Below are 17,896 nucleotides of genomic sequence, written 5' to 3' on the forward strand. Positions count from 1 at the left end.
CTTAACTATTGTTTCTTAGACGCTTTAGGTGCTTTTAATGCTTTTGGTTCATCTTCATGATCAGGTAACAATTGTGTTTCTAATCCCATTAACTGCCCTAAACGACTAAGACGTCTTGTTACTGCATCACTAATAACAGCATCTAAATGATGAGAGAAATATAACGTTAATTTCTTTTTACCGACTTTTAAACGTGTTCTTAATAATAGACTAGGTAAATTGCCTGATAACGTATAAGCAACACGAAAAGCCATCCCTAAAATAACAGCTTGTTCAAATTGTTTATGCGTCAAGATTTTCTTTGCTGAAGATAAAAATTCTTCTTCCACCCCTGCTTCATAACGCATTGCCGTTGTTAATGCCAAGAATGCACGTGTTGGATGATCAAATGCCATTCCAGCCATACATAAAATGCGTCGATAAGATTCCTCTTTGCGATAGGCTGGATGGTCATGGCAACCTGAGTCAGAGATTAAACAAGCATTCCAACGCAATCTTTTCATTGTAACACTCTCATCTTTAAAAAGACTACTTGTCCATTGCATTAATGCCAAAGGAAACTCTTTAACTCTTCCCAAACGTTCACTAATATCCCTTGCCGCAGATTCTTGAGGATCTTGACTACGCGCAGATTGTGAAACCACATTGCGCATATACCACCCTTCACGCACACCTTCGGCACAAAAAATGATTTTTTCAGGACGCATTCTAGCTAATAATTGCCCCAATACCGTTGCTGCATAAGGTAAATCATTTAAGCGTTTATGAATAAAGGTAGGCATATTATTATTTAAGCCACCCTTTGATTTTTCAATTGTCCATTCAACCATCCTTTTGGCCTCATCATAAGGCAAAGTAAAATAATGAACAATCGAAAGCGGATAAGAGGTATATTCCATATAAAGTTGAGCCATTGCTCTAAAAGCCCCCCCCACTAAATACAGATTTTTCTTCTTGACCTCATCAAGCCATTCTACAGTTTTTAAATCTTTGGTAACGATTGATTTAGCTTTAGAGACTTTACGTTCAGAACGATCCATCAAACGAATCACCCCTAAAGGTAATGTCTGGGCATTAAACCGTTGTTGACCACAAAGTTGTACCAGCTCCATTGATCCCCCACCAATATCCGCAACAACACCATCTGCATTTGGAATACTGCATAATACCCCTGCTGCTGCGTAATCAGCTTCCTCTTCCCCTGTCAAAATATGAATAGGAACATTTGGCATCCACTGATTAAGCTTATTAATAAATTCTGGGCCGTCTGTTGCATCTCTAACTGCCGCGGTTGCTAAAACAACAAAAGGATCTGCGCCCATAGTTGTTGCTACGGCATAAAAACGTTTAAAAACATCTTCTGCCAAAGCAACCCCTTTAGGATTCAATCGTTTACTTGTGTCCAAACCACTCCCCAACCGTAATGTTGCTTTTTCATTAAAAATCATTACGGGATTACGTTCTCTCCCCTCAAAAACGACTAGACGAACAGAATTAGATCCTAAATCAACAATTGCTGAGCGCATCAAGGAGTGAGAATTCATATAAATGATCCTTTATAATTCAAATGTAGCGTAACTGTAGCGTGATGACTTTATAAAAATTATAACTTTTTATCAATCAAAGATGGATTTTCCATAAAATATTCATGCGCAGAAAATGGCTTTTCTGTCACGTCTACTCTTCGCCATTTTTTATCATGGTCTAAATGCCATGACTGTAAATTATCTTTTAAATTAGCAACCATTAATTGGTTCAATACTTTATTATGAATTTCATCTGGAATGATCGGAATCATTTCTTCGATACGACGATCCATGTTTCTTTCCATCCAATCTGCGGAAGACATATATATTTTTGCGTGTTTAGAAGGCAATTCATACCCATTACCAAAGGCAAATACCCGAGCATGCTCTAAAAAACGTCCAACAATGGATTTAACCTGAATATTTTCAGAAAGCCCCGCAACACCAGGTCGTAAACAGCAAATACCACGCACAACAATATTAATCTTTACCCCAGCACAAGACGCCTCATAAAGTCGATCGATCAAACGTGGATCAACCAAAGAGTTAATTTTTAACCAAATAGAACCAGGCTTTCCATCTTTTACAAATTCTATCTCTTGCTCGATTAATTCGTTGAGCGTTTTACGAATAGTCAACGGAGAGAACGCAATGGCTTCCATTTGTGATGGACGTGCATATCCTGTTACATAATTAAATAATTTTGCAGCATCCCGTGTTAATTTCGGATTACAGGTAAAATAAGATAAATCTGTATAAATTTTAGCAGTAATCGGATGATAATTTCCCGTGCCGAAATGCGCATAAGTCCGGATCATATTCCCTTCTCTACGCACCACCAAACTTAATTTTGCATGAGTTTTCCAATCTGCAAACCCAAAGACAACTTGAACACCTGCCGCTTCTAAGTCACGAGATAAACGAATATTTGCCTCTTCATCAAAACGAGCACGTAACTCTACAATAGCGGTAACAGACTTTCCACTTTCCGCAGCTTCAATCAAAGCCCTGACAATCGGACTATTACTAGAGGTGCGATAAAGGGTTTGTTTAATAGCCAAAACTTGAGGATCTTGGGCTGCTTGACGCAAGAACCGAACAACAACATCAAAGCTCTCAAAAGGATGGTAAACCAATAGATCTTTTGAACGTAATGCCGTAAAAGCATCCCCTCCGCATTCTCGAATACGTGCAGGAATTAAAGACTTGTAATATGGGAATAATAAATCTGGCCGATTATCAACAATTAACTGCTTTACATCTACCATTCCTAATAAACCATTATGAACAGTAATATCTTCCGCAGGGACTTCCAAAGCATGAATAACCAAATCAGCTAGCTTAGTTGGAAGTTGGCTATCAATATCCAAATGAATAACCACACCTCTACGGCGACGCTTTAAAGCTGTTTCATAAGAACGAACGAGATCTTCTGCTTCTTCTTCAAACTCAACGTCTGTATCCCGAATAACTCGTAATAAGCCATAATTTCCAATTTTATATCCTGGAAAAATAATCGCGATAAACAAGGTAATAATGTCTTCTAACAGCACAAAACGTTGAGTTTTTGGATATTTTTCAGAAACTGGCAACACCAAAAAACGAGGAAGCTGTGAAGGTAATAAAATCAAAACATATTTACGATTACGATCATTTTTTTGGCTGATCAATCGTAAAGCAAGCGCCATATTTAAATTAGGAATGAAAGGAACTGGATGCGCTGGATCCAATGCAATTGGGGTTAAAATTGGAAAAATTCTTTCCATAAAATAGGTTTTTAACCACGTTAAATCATCATGACCCAAATCTTGAGACTGGCAAACAACGATCCCAGTTTCAGCCAATAATTGCTTTAACTCAGTATAAGTTTGCTGTTGATCTTCAAATAATCCTTTTGCACGCTCTCTGATCGCAGCCATTTGTTGTGCTGGGGTTAACCCATCAGGAGACGTCGTTATTAATTTTTCAAGAACCTGCCCTGCTAGTCCTGCAACACGAACGGAGAAGAATTCATCTAGATTACTTGCACTAATCGATAAAAAACGTAACCGTTCTAACAAAGGGTTCCTAGTGTTCTTTGCCTCTTCGACAACCCTTTGATTAAAATCAAGCCATGACAATTCACGATTGATAAATCGTTCTGGACTTTTTTTAATGGCTGAAACAACCACTTCTGTCTTTGTCGGCGTCGCTATTGCTTTACGAGCACGTACAGTCGTTGGTTTGGTTGCAGTATTTTTTTCTTTGGGCGTCATCGAATCACACTTTGAAGTTAAAAATCAAAAAAGAATAAAGGCTCTTCTGTCTCTTGTAATGATTCTATAGAATCAAAAGAAAGTAAATCTTCTAAAACACGAATAGCTAAATTTCTTGTCACACCACCGCCATCCGCCAACGTTGCTTTATCAAGACGATGCACAGCTTCACGAATCGCACTGGCTGTTCTGGGTAACCGAACCAATAACCAATCAATCATCGAAGAAGAAACAACCAATTGTCGTTCAGCCAACAAGCGCAATAATAAAATACGCAATAAATTATCTTCTGGTTGCTCTATTTTAACGGTTGTCATCGCACGAAGTCGACTGGCTAAGTCTGGTAACCCCACACTCCATCGTGATGGTGGGTTACGACTACTCAACACAATAGGCAAATCTGATTCTTTGGCCAAATTTAGCAAATGTAACAAAGCATGATGATTCGTAATGACATCCGCATCATCAATCACCAGTGCTTTAACCCACTCTTCTTTAATTTTTTGCAACCAATAAATCGAAGCATTCTCAGATAAAATAGATCCTGGTAAAAATAATGCAGATTCCCGATCTGCCCATATTTGTAATAAATGTGTCTTTCCCGTACCAGAATCGCCCCACACTAATAAACGGCGATCTGGCCAACTTGGAATAGAACGAATATGCTGATTAATTCCCAGCCAAGTCCTTGCCCCAGCATTCGATGGCGCACTGATAAATTCTGAATGAATAAAGCGAGGATGATAGGGAAAAGGCAATGCAAGCTGCCTTGGCTGATCCATCAAACACTGTTGTTGACTTTTTTTCTGCATTCTCGCTTTGCCAAAAATCATATCTACCGTAAATATAGGTTTAATATGAAGCAAAAATCATTCATAATCAAATTCAACATCAACCTATCAAGCATAAAGATATAAAGGCTGCTTAAATAATGACTTCAGATTCTTCAGAAATCAAACAACCTTCTAGTGAAAACGGTGCGACCTATGCACAATCTGGCGTTGATATTGCTGCGGGAGATGCTTTAATCGAAGCAATCAAACCAGCGGTTTCAAAAACACGTCAATCTGGTGTTATGGGAAATTTAGGAGGATTTGGCGCCTTATTTGATGTCAAAGCAGCAGGATTTAAAGATCCTATCTTAGTTTCTGGCACAGATGGCGTTGGTACTAAACTTCTCCTCGCGATTGAAACTGGATTATGTGACAATCTTGGTTTCGACTTAGTCGGCATGTGTGTTAACGATTTGATCGTTCAAGGTGCAAAACCTTTATTTTTCCTAGATTATTTTGCTACTGGTAAACTAGAGCTTGAACAAGCAAAACGCGTTATTACAGGAATCAGCAACGCTTGTGAAGCTTGCGGATGTGCGCTAATTGGTGGGGAAACCGCCGAAATGCCTGGCATGTATCAACATGGCCACTATGATTTAGCTGGTTTTTCTGTGGGTGCTGTTGAACGCGATGCTTTGCTTCCTCAAAATATTGCTCCTGGTGAAAAAATTATTGGTCTTGCCTCCAGCGGCCCACACTCCAATGGATTTTCTTTGATTCGCTCTATTGTTAAATCCCAAAATCTTGCTTGGGATGATATTGCACCCTTTGATACAGAACAATTACTAGGCGAAGCCCTATTGGCTCCTACAAAATTATATGTAGAGCCTGTCATTGCTCTTCATAATGCAGGCCTCCTTCATGGTGCAGCACATATTACAGGCGGTGGGATTGTTGGAAATCTACCTCGTGTAATGCCTAAAGGAATGATTGCTACCATCGACGGGGAAAGCTGGCCAATGCCTGCTGTATTCTCTTGGTTAGCACAAGCTGGAAATGTCACCACCGAAGAAATGTTAAAAGTCTTTAACTGTGGTATTGGGATGATCTTGATTGTTTCCGACGTCGCTGCTGTTAATGAGCTTTTAAGCGATACTGATACCGAAGCCTACGTCATTGGACATATCTCTGCCAGTGAAGATCCTAATAGTGAACCAACTGTAGAATTCAGCGATCTTCCGAATTTTACATTTATTTCAGATGCTGATTAATACATATTACAGGAAAGCCATATGTCTTTTAAAGAACGCATTGCTATTCTTATCAGTGGTCGTGGCAGCAATATGGATGCGCTTATTGCTGCATGTGCAAAACCGTCTTTTCCAGCTTCTATTGAGCTGGTCATCAGCAATAATCCCGATGCAGCAGGATTAGATACTGCACGCAATGCAGGAATTGCGACCCAAGTCATTGACCATCATGACTTTGGCAAAGATCGCCAAGCTCACGAACGTCAAATTGATGCAGCATTACAATCTCATCGTATTTCAACCGTTTGTTTGGCTGGATATATGCGTTTGTTAACGCCGTTCCTAATTAATAATTGGGAAGGTAAGATCTTAAACATTCATCCAAGTATTTTACCTTTATTTCCAGGACTTGATACCCATGCCAGAGCTATTAAAGCTGGCATGAAATTACATGGCTGCACCGTGCATATTGTCACCGAAGATATGGATCAAGGCCCTATTCTTGGACAAGCTGTTGTTCCGATCTTACCAAATGATACAGAGCACAAACTCGCACAACGTCTGTTAAAGCAAGAACATCTTCTTTATCCGCAAGTATTAAAACACTTCCTACGTAAAGATGAGCCTGAACATAGTGTTGAGGCACTCATTAACGGTTAAATTTTATATTCTCATCTTAATTTTATCTCGCTAAAATTTAACCTTTACAACTTTTAGCGAGGTCACCAATGATGTGTAGACGACTTTAAGCAATGTTTTTAACTACTTTTATATTATTTTCTTCACTCTTAAAATAAGGGTAAGAGAATTGTATTTGTATAATTAAAGCTCTTTTTTGCTTAACACTTTCAGAAAGATCTAGTTTCGCATAACCGTTTGTCCAACGACAAGGATCTTTCTCTAAGACATCCCATCCAACAAGATCTTTATCTTCTAAATGAGTTTTAATAGTATATGGCGTTATATTATTATCTTCATCAAAGGATAATACAGTAACATTTCCAACCAAGACACCTAACTGACGACGATCATTAACAAATGGCCCTATAACGTCACAAGGACGCGCCACTCTTGAGCACAAATACACTGTGCTAATATTTTCTGATAATACAAAGATATATTTATCTTCTCCATCAAATTGTGGGTAAATAACATCGCCTTGATCTGTACAAAGATGAAAATTAGAATCATTTGTTAATTCTTGTGCTTTAGAAACTACAAAACCCATATCTAACGCACGTTGTAAAAAATACGAATAAACAGGCTCAGCAAATGAACGTTCCACCACTAAAGGTGCAATTGCATCATTTTTCCAATTTTTGAGTCTAGATTTTCTGTCGAAATAAGCTATATGACCATGCTGTTTAAAGCTATTTCGATGCCCTGTATCTAAATAGCTTTCTGTTAACATACCATTTGCCCAAATTACAGAATGCTCTTCTGTCTCAATATGATAATAATCGTAACTGGTAATGGAGTAATCGTAACGAATACTGGCACCATTTACCAACATACGAACAGGAATAAATTTACCATTAAAAAATAAACAATGCTCTGATGTAACAAGTAAATCTTTATAAGGAATACCCTCAATAATCGCACCTTTAGAAATTCTTATAGGATACCCTGCTTCATCGTCATAAAGATCTGGTCTAACAGTAGCACTTTTATATCCTACCCATTTAACTGCACAAATAACTTCTTTTTTATGTATCCAGTCATGTGTACAAACAAAATCTCCAATCGACAACTGTTCAATTGGAATTTCTCCATTTGGGGTCTTAATCATCGAACCTGGCAGAAAACACGGAATCGAAGCATTATCACTATTAGCTATTGCAAGCACAGAACCATCACTTGCCTCACCAATACTAATTCCTGTTTGTTTCACACCTATAATATTAAAAGTCAGACCAGATGCTAAGCCAGTAACAGTATCTTTAATTTGAAAAGTAACATAATTATCGCTAGGATTATTATTAGCATCTACATATTCAACGCCTACAAGATTACTAGATGTAACACCTTGCAATAAAATACGATCAGATCCTGTCTCTCCATCTCCTTTAAATCCTTCAATAGGAATAGAATAGGTTTGGGACAAACCGTCTGACTTTACAATAATATTATGATCACCATTTCCTACTAAATTGATAGAGCCACTTCCTGAAAATTGATTCCCTAGGTTAATAGTTGCACCTTCATTTAAGGTAGTCACTCCCTCTAAATCCACACCATTGGTTATCAATGTTGCACCACTATTAATCGTTGCATCTTGAATGATTGCACCCCAATTATTATCAACACCTTCTAGCGTCGCACCACTATTAACAATTGCAGAGACAGAACTTCCACCATAAGTAACATATTGTATGCCCCCATCTAATACCGCACTGGTAACAGAACCTCCACTAACATATTGTGTTCCTCCACTATAAATAGTTACATGACTAACTACACCTCTCTTATCAGTAGAAGGGTCTCCATATATATACTGAACACCACCGCTATTAATTGTTACATCAGAAGCAAATCCAAGCTCCAATACGTACTGAGTTCCACCACTATTAATAATAACATTACTAACCACTTGTCCTATTGAAACACTTTGCTTTTCACCATCATCAATAATAGTTGAAGTTTCTGCTACAGTTTGTATCTGACTATTTCCGATAATCATTTGACCATCTGGCGCATATTGCACCACAGAACTTACTCCGTTTACTTCTTTCATAACTTTATCTACTCCTCGCCTTACATTTATATATGCTAAATATTAAACCTACTTAATGTTATACGAGCAGTAATTTTATCAAATATCACAAAATAATTACCTTTACTCATATAGTAACAGATAACTAAAGTTTACCTTGGGACTATAAAATTATTTTTATAATTATATCTTAACAACAAAAAAGGACTGAAAGTTTCCTCCCAGCCCTTTTGCATCTCAAAATTAAATCTTTAAAATAAATTAAGCGTTAATTTCAATTTCAGCAAAGAAGAATTTGATTTCATTTGCTGCGTTTTCAGCAGAATCAGAACCATGAACAGAGTTTGCTTCGATTGATTCAGCAAATTGTGCACGGATAGTATGTGCTGCTGCGTCTTTAGGATTGGTTGCACCCATGATTTCACGGTTTTTAGCAACTGCGTCTTCGCCTTCTAATACTTGCACAACCACTGGACCACTGATCATGAAAGATACAAGTTCACCGAAGAAAGGACGTTCTTTATGAACTGCATAAAATCCTTCTGCTTGTGCTTTTGTCAATTGCAAACGTTTTTGACCAACAATTTTAAGACCTGTGCCTTCGATTAATGCATTAATTTTGCCAGTTAAGTTACGACGGGTTGCATCTGGTTTTAAAATTGATAAAGTTCTTTGAATAGCCATGATATATTTTCCTTAGTTACTATAAAAAGCGAATCATTCTTTGTAAATGAAGAGCGTTATTGGTAAATAAAAGAAATTTTATTATTTTGTCGATCATTTTTTACACTATTTTACACGAGCAATGTTGTGAGCACTCTGGTTATCAATAATCTGACCTTAAGAATTTTCGGTCGTCCTCTCTTAGAAAATGCCTCTTTAACCATTGAAAATGGCCAAAAAGTAGGTCTCGTCGGACGAAATGGTGCTGGTAAATCAACACTATTAGCCGCCATTGCTGGTGATATTCCCATTGATGATGGCGAAATCTTGATCCCTAACCGAATCAGAATGGCTCGTGTAAAACAAGAAGCCCCTTCTGGCCCGCTCTCTTTAATTGATACCGTCCTCGCTGCAGACCAAGAACGTGCGACTCTGTTGCATGAGGCTGAAACCATCCAAGATGGATATCGATTGGCCGAAGTGCATGAACGCCTTATCGCGATTAATGCTGACAGCGCCCCTGCCCGAGCAGCAATCATTCTAGCGGGTTTAGGGTTCAGTGAAGAGAATCAAAAACGTCCTGTATCTGACTTTTCTGGTGGATGGCGTATGCGTGTTGCCTTAGCCAGCACATTATTTTTAAACCCAGACCTTTTACTCTTAGATGAGCCAACGAACCATTTGGATTTAGAGGCCACTTTATGGCTTGAATCTTGGTTAGAGTGCTTCTCTGGCAGCGCGTTAATTGTTAGTCATGATCGCAACCTCCTTGACCAATCCGTGAACGCCATAGCGCATCTTAATCAACGTAAGCTCTCATTAACTGTCGGTGGATATGAAGAATTTATCCGTATAAAAAATGAAAAAGCGTTACAGCAAAACAGAGAAGTTGAAAAAATTGCTGCAAAACGTGCGCATATGCAGTCTTTCGTTGACCGTTTCAGAGCAAAAGCAACAAAAGCACGTCAAGCCCAAGCACGCCTAAAAGCGCTGGAAAAACTTCCTCCTTTGCAAGCAATTGTCGAAGAAACATCAGTTCATTTTGAATTTCCACAACCCATTGAACTACCACCACCATTAATTACCTTACAACAAGTCAATGCTGGTTACGGAGACCGCACCATTTTATCTGGTATCTCCTTACGAATTGATCCCGATGATCGGATTGCATTACTGGGTGCCAATGGGAATGGTAAATCAACATTTATTAAGCTGATTGCTGGGCGGTTAGAACCTTTTAGTGGCACTATTCATAATAATCCTAAACTATCTGTTGGGTATTTTGCTCAACATCAGCTAGAAGACCTTGTTCCCGAGCATACACCATTAGAACATATGCAAACGGCTTTGCCAAAATCAACACAGACAGAATTGCGTAGCCAACTCGCAAGATTTGGTCTGGATGCTGATCGTGTTGATACCAAAGTAAACTCTTTATCTGGTGGTGAAAAAGCGCGATTAGTCTTGGCTTTGGCCACACGTCACAACCCAAATATTTTACTCTTAGATGAACCAACGAACCATTTGGACCTGGATGCCAAAGAATCCCTCGTTCACGCATTATCTGCCTTTAATGGCGCCGTTATTTTGATTTCCCATGATGCACGATTAATCGAATTAGTTGCTGATCGTTTATGGCTGGTTAATAATGGCACAGTTGCGCCGTTTGATGGCGATATCAAAGAATATCGTCAATGGTTAGACGATCAACGCAAAGAAGCCAATCAACAATCTAAGGCAGAAAATACTTCTACAACAAGCTCTCAAAAGGAAGCACGTAAAGAAAGAGCTGAAAAACGCAAGTTACTCCAACCTTTGCGCAATAAAATTAAAGATGCAGAAAAAATAATGAGCAAATGTGCCAGCGAAATTCTTAAACTAGAAGAGAAACTGGCTGACACTAATTTTTATAGCTCTGCCAAGCCAGAAGAAATGAAGGCTATTCAAATCAAACTATCTGACTTTCAAAAAAAACAAGAAGAAGCAGAAGAAACATGGTTAGAGCTTCATAGTGAATTAGAAGAGGCTGAAGCAGATAATTCATAAACAAAATTATAAAAAAAGGGCCCTTACGGCCCTTTAAAAATCTATATTCAGTTTATCTTATGGAAACACAGTTCTTTGATAGTCATATTGATCGACTAATTTTCTTAATGCTTCAAATTCTTCATCTGTGCAGCTCTTAAGATATACTTTATTACCAACACTTCCATTAGAGACTTCATAAAAAACTTTATTGTTCCAATCTGCCTGACTAATCCCCAACCATAAAACTAATGTAAAAGGATAAGGTCTTTGATTTTGTGGTTTATCCGCATAATCTTTTAAATCTACATTTTGATTGAAATGGATTTCTACATCGCCAGTAGAAGGCGGATTACGATGCAACGGTCCCCACCCTTTTTCATTCTTGTTAATCCAGTCTTGAACAACTTTCAATTCTTGTGGCGTTAAAGCACGTTTTTTATGCAACGGCCCAACAACCAACTCTGCATTTACGACTGGTGAAAATGCAACGGGGACTAGTTCTTTACGAACCATTAACCACACGCCCAAGACAACCAAAACGCAAAAGGCTAAAACTGACGTTAAAATAATATTTTGTTTACGCATCGAAAAAGCCTTTATCCTTTGATCACATCAATAATTCTTAAAACCTCTTCATCCGTCAGTTCTGGATGAATTGGCAATGCAAATATCTGTTTAGATATTTTTTCTGAAACTGGCAATACACTACCATCATGAGAATTACAATAAGCAGGTTGTAGATGCAAAGGCAAAGGATAATAAATTGCTGATGGAATATTATCCTCTTTCAATTTGTTTTGTAATTTTGCACGCATTTGCTCATTTTCCAGCAAAATAGAATAAATCGCCCATGCACTTTGACTTTGTGGCACTCTGACTGGCACATGCACAAGAGATGCAAGATGCTCGTCATATAAACATGCAATTTCTTCACGTCGTGCAATTTCACCATCAAAATAATCTAATTTAGCCAATAAAATAGCAGCTTGTAAGGTATCTAAACGGCCATTCATTCCCGTTCTCATCACTTGATAACGTGTTTTACCTTCCCCGTGGCTTCTTAATGAACGATATAACTCGGCTTTTTCCTCATCATTAGTAAAAATCGCTCCCCCATCACCATAACCACCAAAAGGTTTTGATGGAAAGAATGAAGTCACCGTCGCATCAGCTTCATTCCCTAATTTATGGCCTTGATAAACACCCCCAAAAGATTGTGCACAGTCATCTAATAAGAACATACGTTCTTGTTTAGCAATTTTACGCAATACATCCCATGGCGCTGGTTGACCAAAAAGATCAACACCAATAATTGCTTTTGGGGTTAACTTTCCTTCATTACGAACTTTTTGAATACATAGTTTTAAATGCGTTGGATCAATTTGAAAGGTTTCTGGATCAATATCCACAAAAACAGGCGTTGCCCCCAATACCAAAGGAACTTCTGCTGTTGCAGTATACGTAAATGCAGGAAGGAAAACAGCATCTCCAGAACCAACATTTTCAGCCATTAACGCAATTTGTATCGCATCTGTTCCAGATGAAACGCCAATACAGAATTTTGCCCCAACATATAAAGCTAATCGCTCTTCTAACTCTTGAACCTCTGGCCCTAAAATAAACTGACAATGAGATAATACATGATCAACACGCTTCTTAACCGCATCACCCAAACGTTGTTGTTGTTTTTTTAAATCAAGAAAGAAGATTGGATTACTCATCATTGTTCTCTTTTTTTAAATAAATTTTTTGGCTTTATTTTTTAATATAAAGCCATTCAAAATATAGCCTATTCAATTAACCTACTAAATAATAACCACAAAGTTTATTTCCATCAGGATCACGTAAATATGCTAAATACATTTTAACCCCACCGTTATCACGCACACCTGGAGGATCTTCAATAGATTTACCTCCATGTTCTACACCAGCCTGGTGCCATGCTTTGACCGCTTCAGCAGAATCTAAAGCAAAACCAATCGTTCCACCATTTGCAAAGGTTGCTGGCTTGCCATCAATAGGTGTCATCACTAAAAGAAACTGATTATCTTTGGCATACATCAAAAGGCCTTTTTGACTATTTTTTGGCCCCTTCACACCCATCACATCAAATAATGCATCATAGAAAATCTTGGACTTATCGATATTATTGCTTCCAACAGTCACATGACTAAATAACATTTAATCCTCCTTTTTTATATTTGATGACAATGTTTGAGCTATAAAGTTATCATCAAGCATTATCTTTGATTAAAGAACTGTATCAGTAAATATTAAATCCTCAAAAGCAAACTTTATTCCTTTTAATTTGCATTTAACTTATGTTGGAATTCTGGCACTAATTGGTGAACAATAGCAAGCGCTTTCTCTATATTTTCTTGCTGACAAGCCTCGGCAATTTGATCAATTAAATCATTAACCTCTTGCAAATTAACAGTTCGAGGTGTTGCCATCATTAGTCCAGCATGATCCGTCGGCATAGGAGCTTCACGACCATGAAACAACTCTTCAAATAATTTTTCACCAGGTCTTAACCCTGTAAATTCAATTTGAATATCCTCATCAGGTTTTAACCCTGCCAAACGAATTAACTGACGGGCTAAATCTAATATTTTAACAGGCTCGCCCATATCTAAAACAAAAATCCCACCGTTTCTTAACATCTGATCAGTCGCGGCATCCCCACCTTTATAAACCGTAGCACGAACACTCGCCTGCAATACTAAACCAACAGCCTCTGGCACAGTCATAAAGTAACGTTTCATTTCAGGGTCAGTGACTGTTAATGGGCCACCATGACGTAATTGTCTTCTAAATAATGGAACAACTGATCCTGTCGATCCCAAAACATTTCCAAAACGTACCGTAACACATCGCATCATACTATTTTGAGGAATATTAACGATTTTTTGTATTTGCTCAGGCTCATGATGAATAGCCATATCCAAAGCCTGACAATACATTTCAGCAATGCGTTTCGATGTTCCCATTAAACTAGATGGATTAACAGCTTTATCCGTAGAGATCATAATCAGTGCTTTAACACCTGCCTCTGCAGCAGCCTTAGCAATAATACGCGTCCCAATAATATTCGTTAAAAATCCTTCAATCGGATTATTTTCAATCATTGGAACATGCTTTAATGCTGCTGCATGAAACACTATTTCTGGTTTATAATGTTGAAACACCGCTTGTATTCTAGCTTCATCACGAATATTCGCTAAAACAAGTTTACGTTCACCTTGTAGCTTCCACTCTGTTAGCTCAACATTAATTCTCCATAACGCATATTCACTATGATCCAATAAGATCAACAGCTTTGGAGAAAGGCGTGCAATTTGTCTCACTAACTCAGAGCCAATACTTCCCCCTGCACCAGTCACAACAACCACACGATCTCGAATCATGAACTCCATACCCTCTTGATCTAAAGGAATCTGAGGTCTATTTAATAATTCTTCTAATGCTATTGGTTGTAATTCAACATTACTTGCAGGTGCAAGATTCGTAAGGCTTGGCGTTCTTTGAACTTGAATTTTCCACTCTTCAGCAATCGACAATAATTGACGTAATTGAGGTCCCCTTAGCTCTCCACCTGTAATTACCAACGTAGAAGGCAATTTCTTTTGCTGATTTAATGTTGCTAAAGCTTCAGGTAACGCTTCTAAATCTCCAAAGATTGGCGCATTATGAATGCGATGCCCTTTACGACTTTGACGAAAAGAAATTAAACCAACAACGCGTAACGAATTTTGCACATCTCTTTTGGTTGCACGAATAAACAGGTCAATATCTTCATCACTACCAAGCAATAATATCTTTTGTTTTTTGTTACGATTAAGCTTAATATTTTCAGAAGTGCATAAACGATAACCTACGCGCCCTCCTCCCATCAAAACTAGCAATACAAGCGCATAAATAATTGGGAATGTAATCGATGGAGAGGAAAAACCTGTAAAATATAAAAGACAAGTAAATAACACAGAACTTGCAACAGAAGCAGCAGCAATATTTAATAAATCAGCAATTCCAGAAAAGCGCCAATATTGTTGTGGAATATGAAAAGGCAAACCACTAACCAATAATGTTAGCACACCACTGGTCAAGAACCATAACGGATGTAACAATCCCCCTTGAGGATCAGACAACCAACGAGCCAAGGGCGCTGCAATCGCTGCTAATATTGCATCCATGAGAATATTAACCACAATTCGATTATATCTCTTTGTTTGCTTTGTTGTCTCGGATAAATTAGACTGTTGCAATGTCATCGTTCCATCTTTATAGCCTATAATACGTCATCCACTCTTATCATTTATTTATAAAAAAAACAATGACCACTTTCTCATTTCATCTATTATTTTTAGCTTGGCTTATCGGAACTACTCTTTTATCGGCTATTATTGTGAAGACAATGGCTCGTATTGGAGTAATGGATAATCCTGTCGAACGCAGTTCTCATACTAAACCGACCCCTAAAGGTGGTGGCGTTGGCGTTATTACTGCATTTTTCATAGGCAGTATAATAATTTTTCCATTACTACATCAACCCTATCTTTTCTCTATTATTGCTTTATTGGGAACCGTTGCATTTCTGTCCATTATTTCATGGCTAGATGACGTAAAACAATGGTCTGCTTTTATAAAACTTGCCGCACAAATTATATGCGCAATAATTGTTACATTGATTATCCCTTCTCTCTCTTTATTACAACAAACGCATTTTTTGTTACTACCTGTTTTCATTATTTGGTTGGTTTATATTACGAATGCATTTAATTTTATGGATGGATTAAATGGATTAGCTGCTGGAGTTGCAACAATTTGCTGTGCGTTCTTTTATTATCAAACACAACAAATTGAATTCGGCCTGATTGCACTAGCTTTACTTTGTGGATTACTAGGTTTCTTACCATTTAACTATCCAAAAGCAGAGATTTTTATGGGGGACGTTGGTAGTCAAGCTTGTGGTCTACTCTTGGCAACACTTGCAATAACCCCATTAAACGATATTAATCATATCAGCATAAACAATATACCAACAGGATCAATATTAATATTTTTCTTATTATTTGGTATTATTTACGATGTTACGTTTACTTTAATTAGACGAGCAAGAGAAAAACAAGCACTCTTACAAGCACATCGCAGCCATTTATATCAAATGGCACATCGTTGCCAAATTAATCCCGCTATTGTGACTTTAATTGAATGGGGATTTTGTACATGGGGTGGCTTACTAATTTTATTTATCCCATTAACAACATTACAAAATACAATCTGTGCTTATAGTTTACTTATTCTACCACAAATTCTTTGGACTATTTTTATTCTTTATAAAACAAGCCAATGTAACATAAAAAAATGGTAGGTCTTACAACCTACCATTTCTTATAACTTACAATTAAAAACTATCGAATACTATTTCTTTAATTTATTTAATTGTTGTTCATTCAAATCTTCTGTTGTTTCATTTGCAGATTTTGCAGATTTTTTTGCTTTTACAGCTTTTCCTTGTGCTTTTACAGCGTTATCACGAGCTTCTACAGCTTTTTGTAATTTAGCATCTGCAAATTTAATAGAAAAACCACCTGGTGCCCCTGCTAAACGACCACCCATTGTTTTAGTATCAATGCTAATTGAAACATTTTTACTATTCTTTAGACTTGCAGCACCAACACCAACGCCTGCAGTTGCTTCACCACTAGCTGCAGCATAGTTTCCGGCAAAATCATAAAGATTTTTCAAATCATATACATGACCAGATGCTTGAGATTTAGAGAAACCAACAGCAACGATATCTCCACCTTTAATCGTGAACTTATAACTTTTACCGTGATACTTTAAAATACCATCACCCCAAGTGTAACCAACACCAACATCAGCAGAATGGAAAGTCATATACACCGTTCCTGATGCTTTATTTGATGTTGCTGCAGGATGATTAACAGCTTTATGCTCAGGTGCAGCAAAAGATTGATTGCTTAATGCTAAAGGTGCACTAATAAATGTTGCTGCTAATAATAAAGAAATTTTTTTCATAATAAAACTCTCAAAATAATTTTAAACTATATTCTTAGATTTATTTAACAATAAATATTTGAATAATTCAAGAGCTTAAAAAAAAACAATATTATTCTACAAGTGTAAAACAATATTGTTCTATAATTAACTTAATGTTAAAATTAAGTTTAATTCGTATTGAAAATTTTTTTATTTTATATCTAAAATTAAATGTGCTTAGTGTATTTTAGCGTTATCTACAGAAGCATTACCCATAATGGATTGAATATTTGCAAGATATTCAGCACCAGCATCCGTACGTTGAACTAAAACTGAGCGACGATCCATAGGATCTGTTTTTCTTGAAAGAAAACCTAGTTCTTCTAAACGATCAAGAGCACGTGTAATTGCAGGTTTAGATACATGCAAATTAGCAGCAAGCCCTCTCACCGTTTGAACTGTATCATTTAGGTAGCAAATCAAAAAAACAGCCAACTGACGTGCTGACAAATCAGGAGCTTCTTGCCGAACCATTGTAGTAATTGTTTCTTTTAAGATAACAATTTGGCGTTCAGAAGAGAAATTTTCATTATTCATATTATTTAAACCATTCATTTTATCAAAACTGTATCAAGATTATTTCTGTATACTCAAGAAGTGAGTACTCTCAGTACAAAAATCAAGA

The 17,896-nt window shown here is 37.3% G+C and carries 15 protein-coding genes; 4 read left to right on the forward strand and 11 right to left on the reverse strand.

The features are described from left to right. Nucleotides 1-5 precede the first annotated feature (5 nt). The 3 genes from CIN_RS05495 to CIN_RS05505 are packed head-to-tail and all read right to left on the reverse strand — an operon-like array spanning nucleotide 6 to nucleotide 4,593. Entirely contained in the window at nucleotides 6-1,544 is a 1,539-nt protein-coding gene (locus tag CIN_RS05495; protein WP_050798361.1) for a Ppx/GppA family phosphatase, read from the reverse strand. A gap of 59 nt (nucleotides 1,545-1,603) precedes the next feature. Further along, a complete protein-coding gene (locus tag CIN_RS05500) occupies nucleotides 1,604-3,781 on the reverse strand; it encodes an RNA degradosome polyphosphate kinase (protein WP_008854068.1) in 2,178 nt (725 codons plus the stop codon). 17 nt (nucleotides 3,782-3,798) lie between these two features. Then, nucleotides 3,799-4,593: a P-loop NTPase family protein gene (locus CIN_RS05505; protein ID WP_050798386.1), complete on the reverse strand. Its 795-nt coding sequence runs from the start codon at nucleotides 4,591-4,593 to the stop codon at nucleotides 3,799-3,801. Nucleotides 4,594-4,712: 119 nt separating this feature from the next. Here CIN_RS05505 and purM point away from each other — a divergent pair, with 119 nt between their 5' ends. Both purM and purN read left to right on the forward strand, forming a co-directional pair. Then, a complete protein-coding gene (gene purM, locus CIN_RS05510) occupies nucleotides 4,713-5,825 on the forward strand; it encodes a phosphoribosylformylglycinamidine cyclo-ligase (RefSeq protein ID WP_008854070.1) in 1,113 nt (370 codons plus the stop codon). A 21-nt stretch (nucleotides 5,826-5,846) separates the two neighbouring features. Further along, on the forward strand, nucleotides 5,847-6,464 hold the full coding sequence (gene purN, locus CIN_RS05515) for a phosphoribosylglycinamide formyltransferase (protein ID WP_008854071.1): 618 nt from the start codon (nucleotides 5,847-5,849) through the stop codon (nucleotides 6,462-6,464). A gap of 85 nt (nucleotides 6,465-6,549) precedes the next feature. On the opposite strand, the gene CIN_RS05520 is transcribed toward purN, so the two are convergent. After that, nucleotides 6,550-8,538, reverse strand: a complete 1,989-nt coding sequence (locus tag CIN_RS05520; RefSeq protein ID WP_008854072.1) for a Hint domain-containing protein — start codon at nucleotides 8,536-8,538, stop codon at nucleotides 6,550-6,552. Between the two features lie 240 nt (nucleotides 8,539-8,778). Continuing rightward, nucleotides 8,779-9,201 carry a nucleoside-diphosphate kinase gene (gene ndk / locus CIN_RS05525; RefSeq protein WP_008854073.1) on the reverse strand — a complete coding sequence of 141 codons (423 nt, stop codon included), beginning with the start codon at nucleotides 9,199-9,201 and terminating at the stop codon, nucleotides 8,779-8,781. Nucleotides 9,202-9,327: 126 nt separating this feature from the next. On the opposite strand from ndk, the gene CIN_RS05530 reads away from it, so the two are divergent. Next, nucleotides 9,328-11,226 carry an ABC-F family ATP-binding cassette domain-containing protein gene (locus CIN_RS05530; RefSeq protein ID WP_008854074.1) on the forward strand — a complete coding sequence of 633 codons (1,899 nt, stop codon included), beginning with the start codon at nucleotides 9,328-9,330 and terminating at the stop codon, nucleotides 11,224-11,226. 57 nt (nucleotides 11,227-11,283) lie between these two features. Here CIN_RS05530 and CIN_RS05535 read toward each other — a convergent pair whose 3' ends face one another. The 4 genes from CIN_RS05535 to CIN_RS05550 form a co-directional block, all read right to left on the reverse strand. Then, nucleotides 11,284-11,793, reverse strand: a complete 510-nt coding sequence (locus tag CIN_RS05535; protein ID WP_008854075.1) for a hypothetical protein — start codon at nucleotides 11,791-11,793, stop codon at nucleotides 11,284-11,286. Nucleotides 11,794-11,804: 11 nt separating this feature from the next. Next, entirely contained in the window at nucleotides 11,805-12,932 is a 1,128-nt protein-coding gene (locus CIN_RS05540) for a DegT/DnrJ/EryC1/StrS family aminotransferase (protein ID WP_008854076.1), read from the reverse strand. Between the two features lie 73 nt (nucleotides 12,933-13,005). Next, the gene (locus CIN_RS05545) at nucleotides 13,006-13,389 is read right to left on the reverse strand and encodes a VOC family protein (RefSeq protein ID WP_008854077.1); all 384 of its coding nucleotides are present in this window, start codon (nucleotides 13,387-13,389) and stop codon (nucleotides 13,006-13,008) included. Nucleotides 13,390-13,511: 122 nt separating this feature from the next. Beyond that, entirely contained in the window at nucleotides 13,512-15,479 is a 1,968-nt protein-coding gene (locus tag CIN_RS05550) for a UDP-N-acetylglucosamine 4,6-dehydratase family protein (protein WP_139016953.1), read from the reverse strand. A 62-nt stretch (nucleotides 15,480-15,541) separates the two neighbouring features. On the opposite strand from CIN_RS05550, the gene CIN_RS05555 reads away from it, so the two are divergent. Next, entirely contained in the window at nucleotides 15,542-16,579 is a 1,038-nt protein-coding gene (locus tag CIN_RS05555; RefSeq protein ID WP_008854079.1) for a glycosyltransferase family 4 protein, read from the forward strand. Between the two features lie 50 nt (nucleotides 16,580-16,629). Here the strand turns inward: CIN_RS05555 and CIN_RS11775 are convergent, their stop codons facing one another. Beyond that, nucleotides 16,630-17,250, reverse strand: coding sequence for a hypothetical protein (locus CIN_RS11775; protein WP_008854080.1), 621 nt, complete (start codon nucleotides 17,248-17,250; stop codon nucleotides 16,630-16,632). A gap of 198 nt (nucleotides 17,251-17,448) precedes the next feature. Further along, complete coding sequence (locus CIN_RS05565) at nucleotides 17,449-17,826, reverse strand: MarR family transcriptional regulator (RefSeq protein WP_008854081.1); 378 nt, start codon at nucleotides 17,824-17,826, stop codon at nucleotides 17,449-17,451. Nucleotides 17,827-17,896: the final 70 nt, after the last annotated feature.

Origin of the sequence: Commensalibacter intestini A911 (assembly GCF_000231445.1) — a bacterium.
Classification (GTDB): Bacteria; Pseudomonadota; Alphaproteobacteria; order Acetobacterales; family Acetobacteraceae; genus Commensalibacter; species Commensalibacter intestini.

Excerpts from the sequence above, each read along its gene's own strand:
- CIN_RS05495 (WP_050798361.1), bottom strand. The coding sequence starts at position 1,544 with ATGAATTCTCACTCCTTGATGCGCTCAGCAATTGTTGATTTAGGATCT.
- CIN_RS05500 (WP_008854068.1), bottom strand. The coding sequence starts at position 3,781 with ATGACGCCCAAAGAAAAAAATACTGCAACCAAACCAACGACTGTACGT.
- CIN_RS05505 (WP_050798386.1), bottom strand. The coding sequence starts at position 4,593 with ATGCAGAAAAAAAGTCAACAACAGTGTTTGATGGATCAGCCAAGGCAG.
- purM (WP_008854070.1), top strand. The coding sequence starts at position 4,713 with ATGACTTCAGATTCTTCAGAAATCAAACAACCTTCTAGTGAAAACGGT.
- purN (WP_008854071.1), top strand. The coding sequence starts at position 5,847 with ATGTCTTTTAAAGAACGCATTGCTATTCTTATCAGTGGTCGTGGCAGC.
- CIN_RS05520 (WP_008854072.1), bottom strand. The coding sequence starts at position 8,538 with ATGAAAGAAGTAAACGGAGTAAGTTCTGTGGTGCAATATGCGCCAGAT.
- ndk (WP_008854073.1), bottom strand. The coding sequence starts at position 9,201 with ATGGCTATTCAAAGAACTTTATCAATTTTAAAACCAGATGCAACCCGT.
- CIN_RS05535 (WP_008854075.1), bottom strand. The coding sequence starts at position 11,793 with ATGCGTAAACAAAATATTATTTTAACGTCAGTTTTAGCCTTTTGCGTT.
- CIN_RS05540 (WP_008854076.1), bottom strand. The coding sequence starts at position 12,932 with ATGATGAGTAATCCAATCTTCTTTCTTGATTTAAAAAAACAACAACAA.
- CIN_RS05545 (WP_008854077.1), bottom strand. The coding sequence starts at position 13,389 with ATGTTATTTAGTCATGTGACTGTTGGAAGCAATAATATCGATAAGTCC.
- CIN_RS05550 (WP_139016953.1), bottom strand. The coding sequence starts at position 15,479 with ATGACATTGCAACAGTCTAATTTATCCGAGACAACAAAGCAAACAAAG.
- CIN_RS05555 (WP_008854079.1), top strand. The coding sequence starts at position 15,542 with ATGACCACTTTCTCATTTCATCTATTATTTTTAGCTTGGCTTATCGGA.
- CIN_RS11775 (WP_008854080.1), bottom strand. The coding sequence starts at position 17,250 with ATGAAAAAAATTTCTTTATTATTAGCAGCAACATTTATTAGTGCACCT.
- CIN_RS05565 (WP_008854081.1), bottom strand. The coding sequence starts at position 17,826 with ATGAATGGTTTAAATAATATGAATAATGAAAATTTCTCTTCTGAACGC.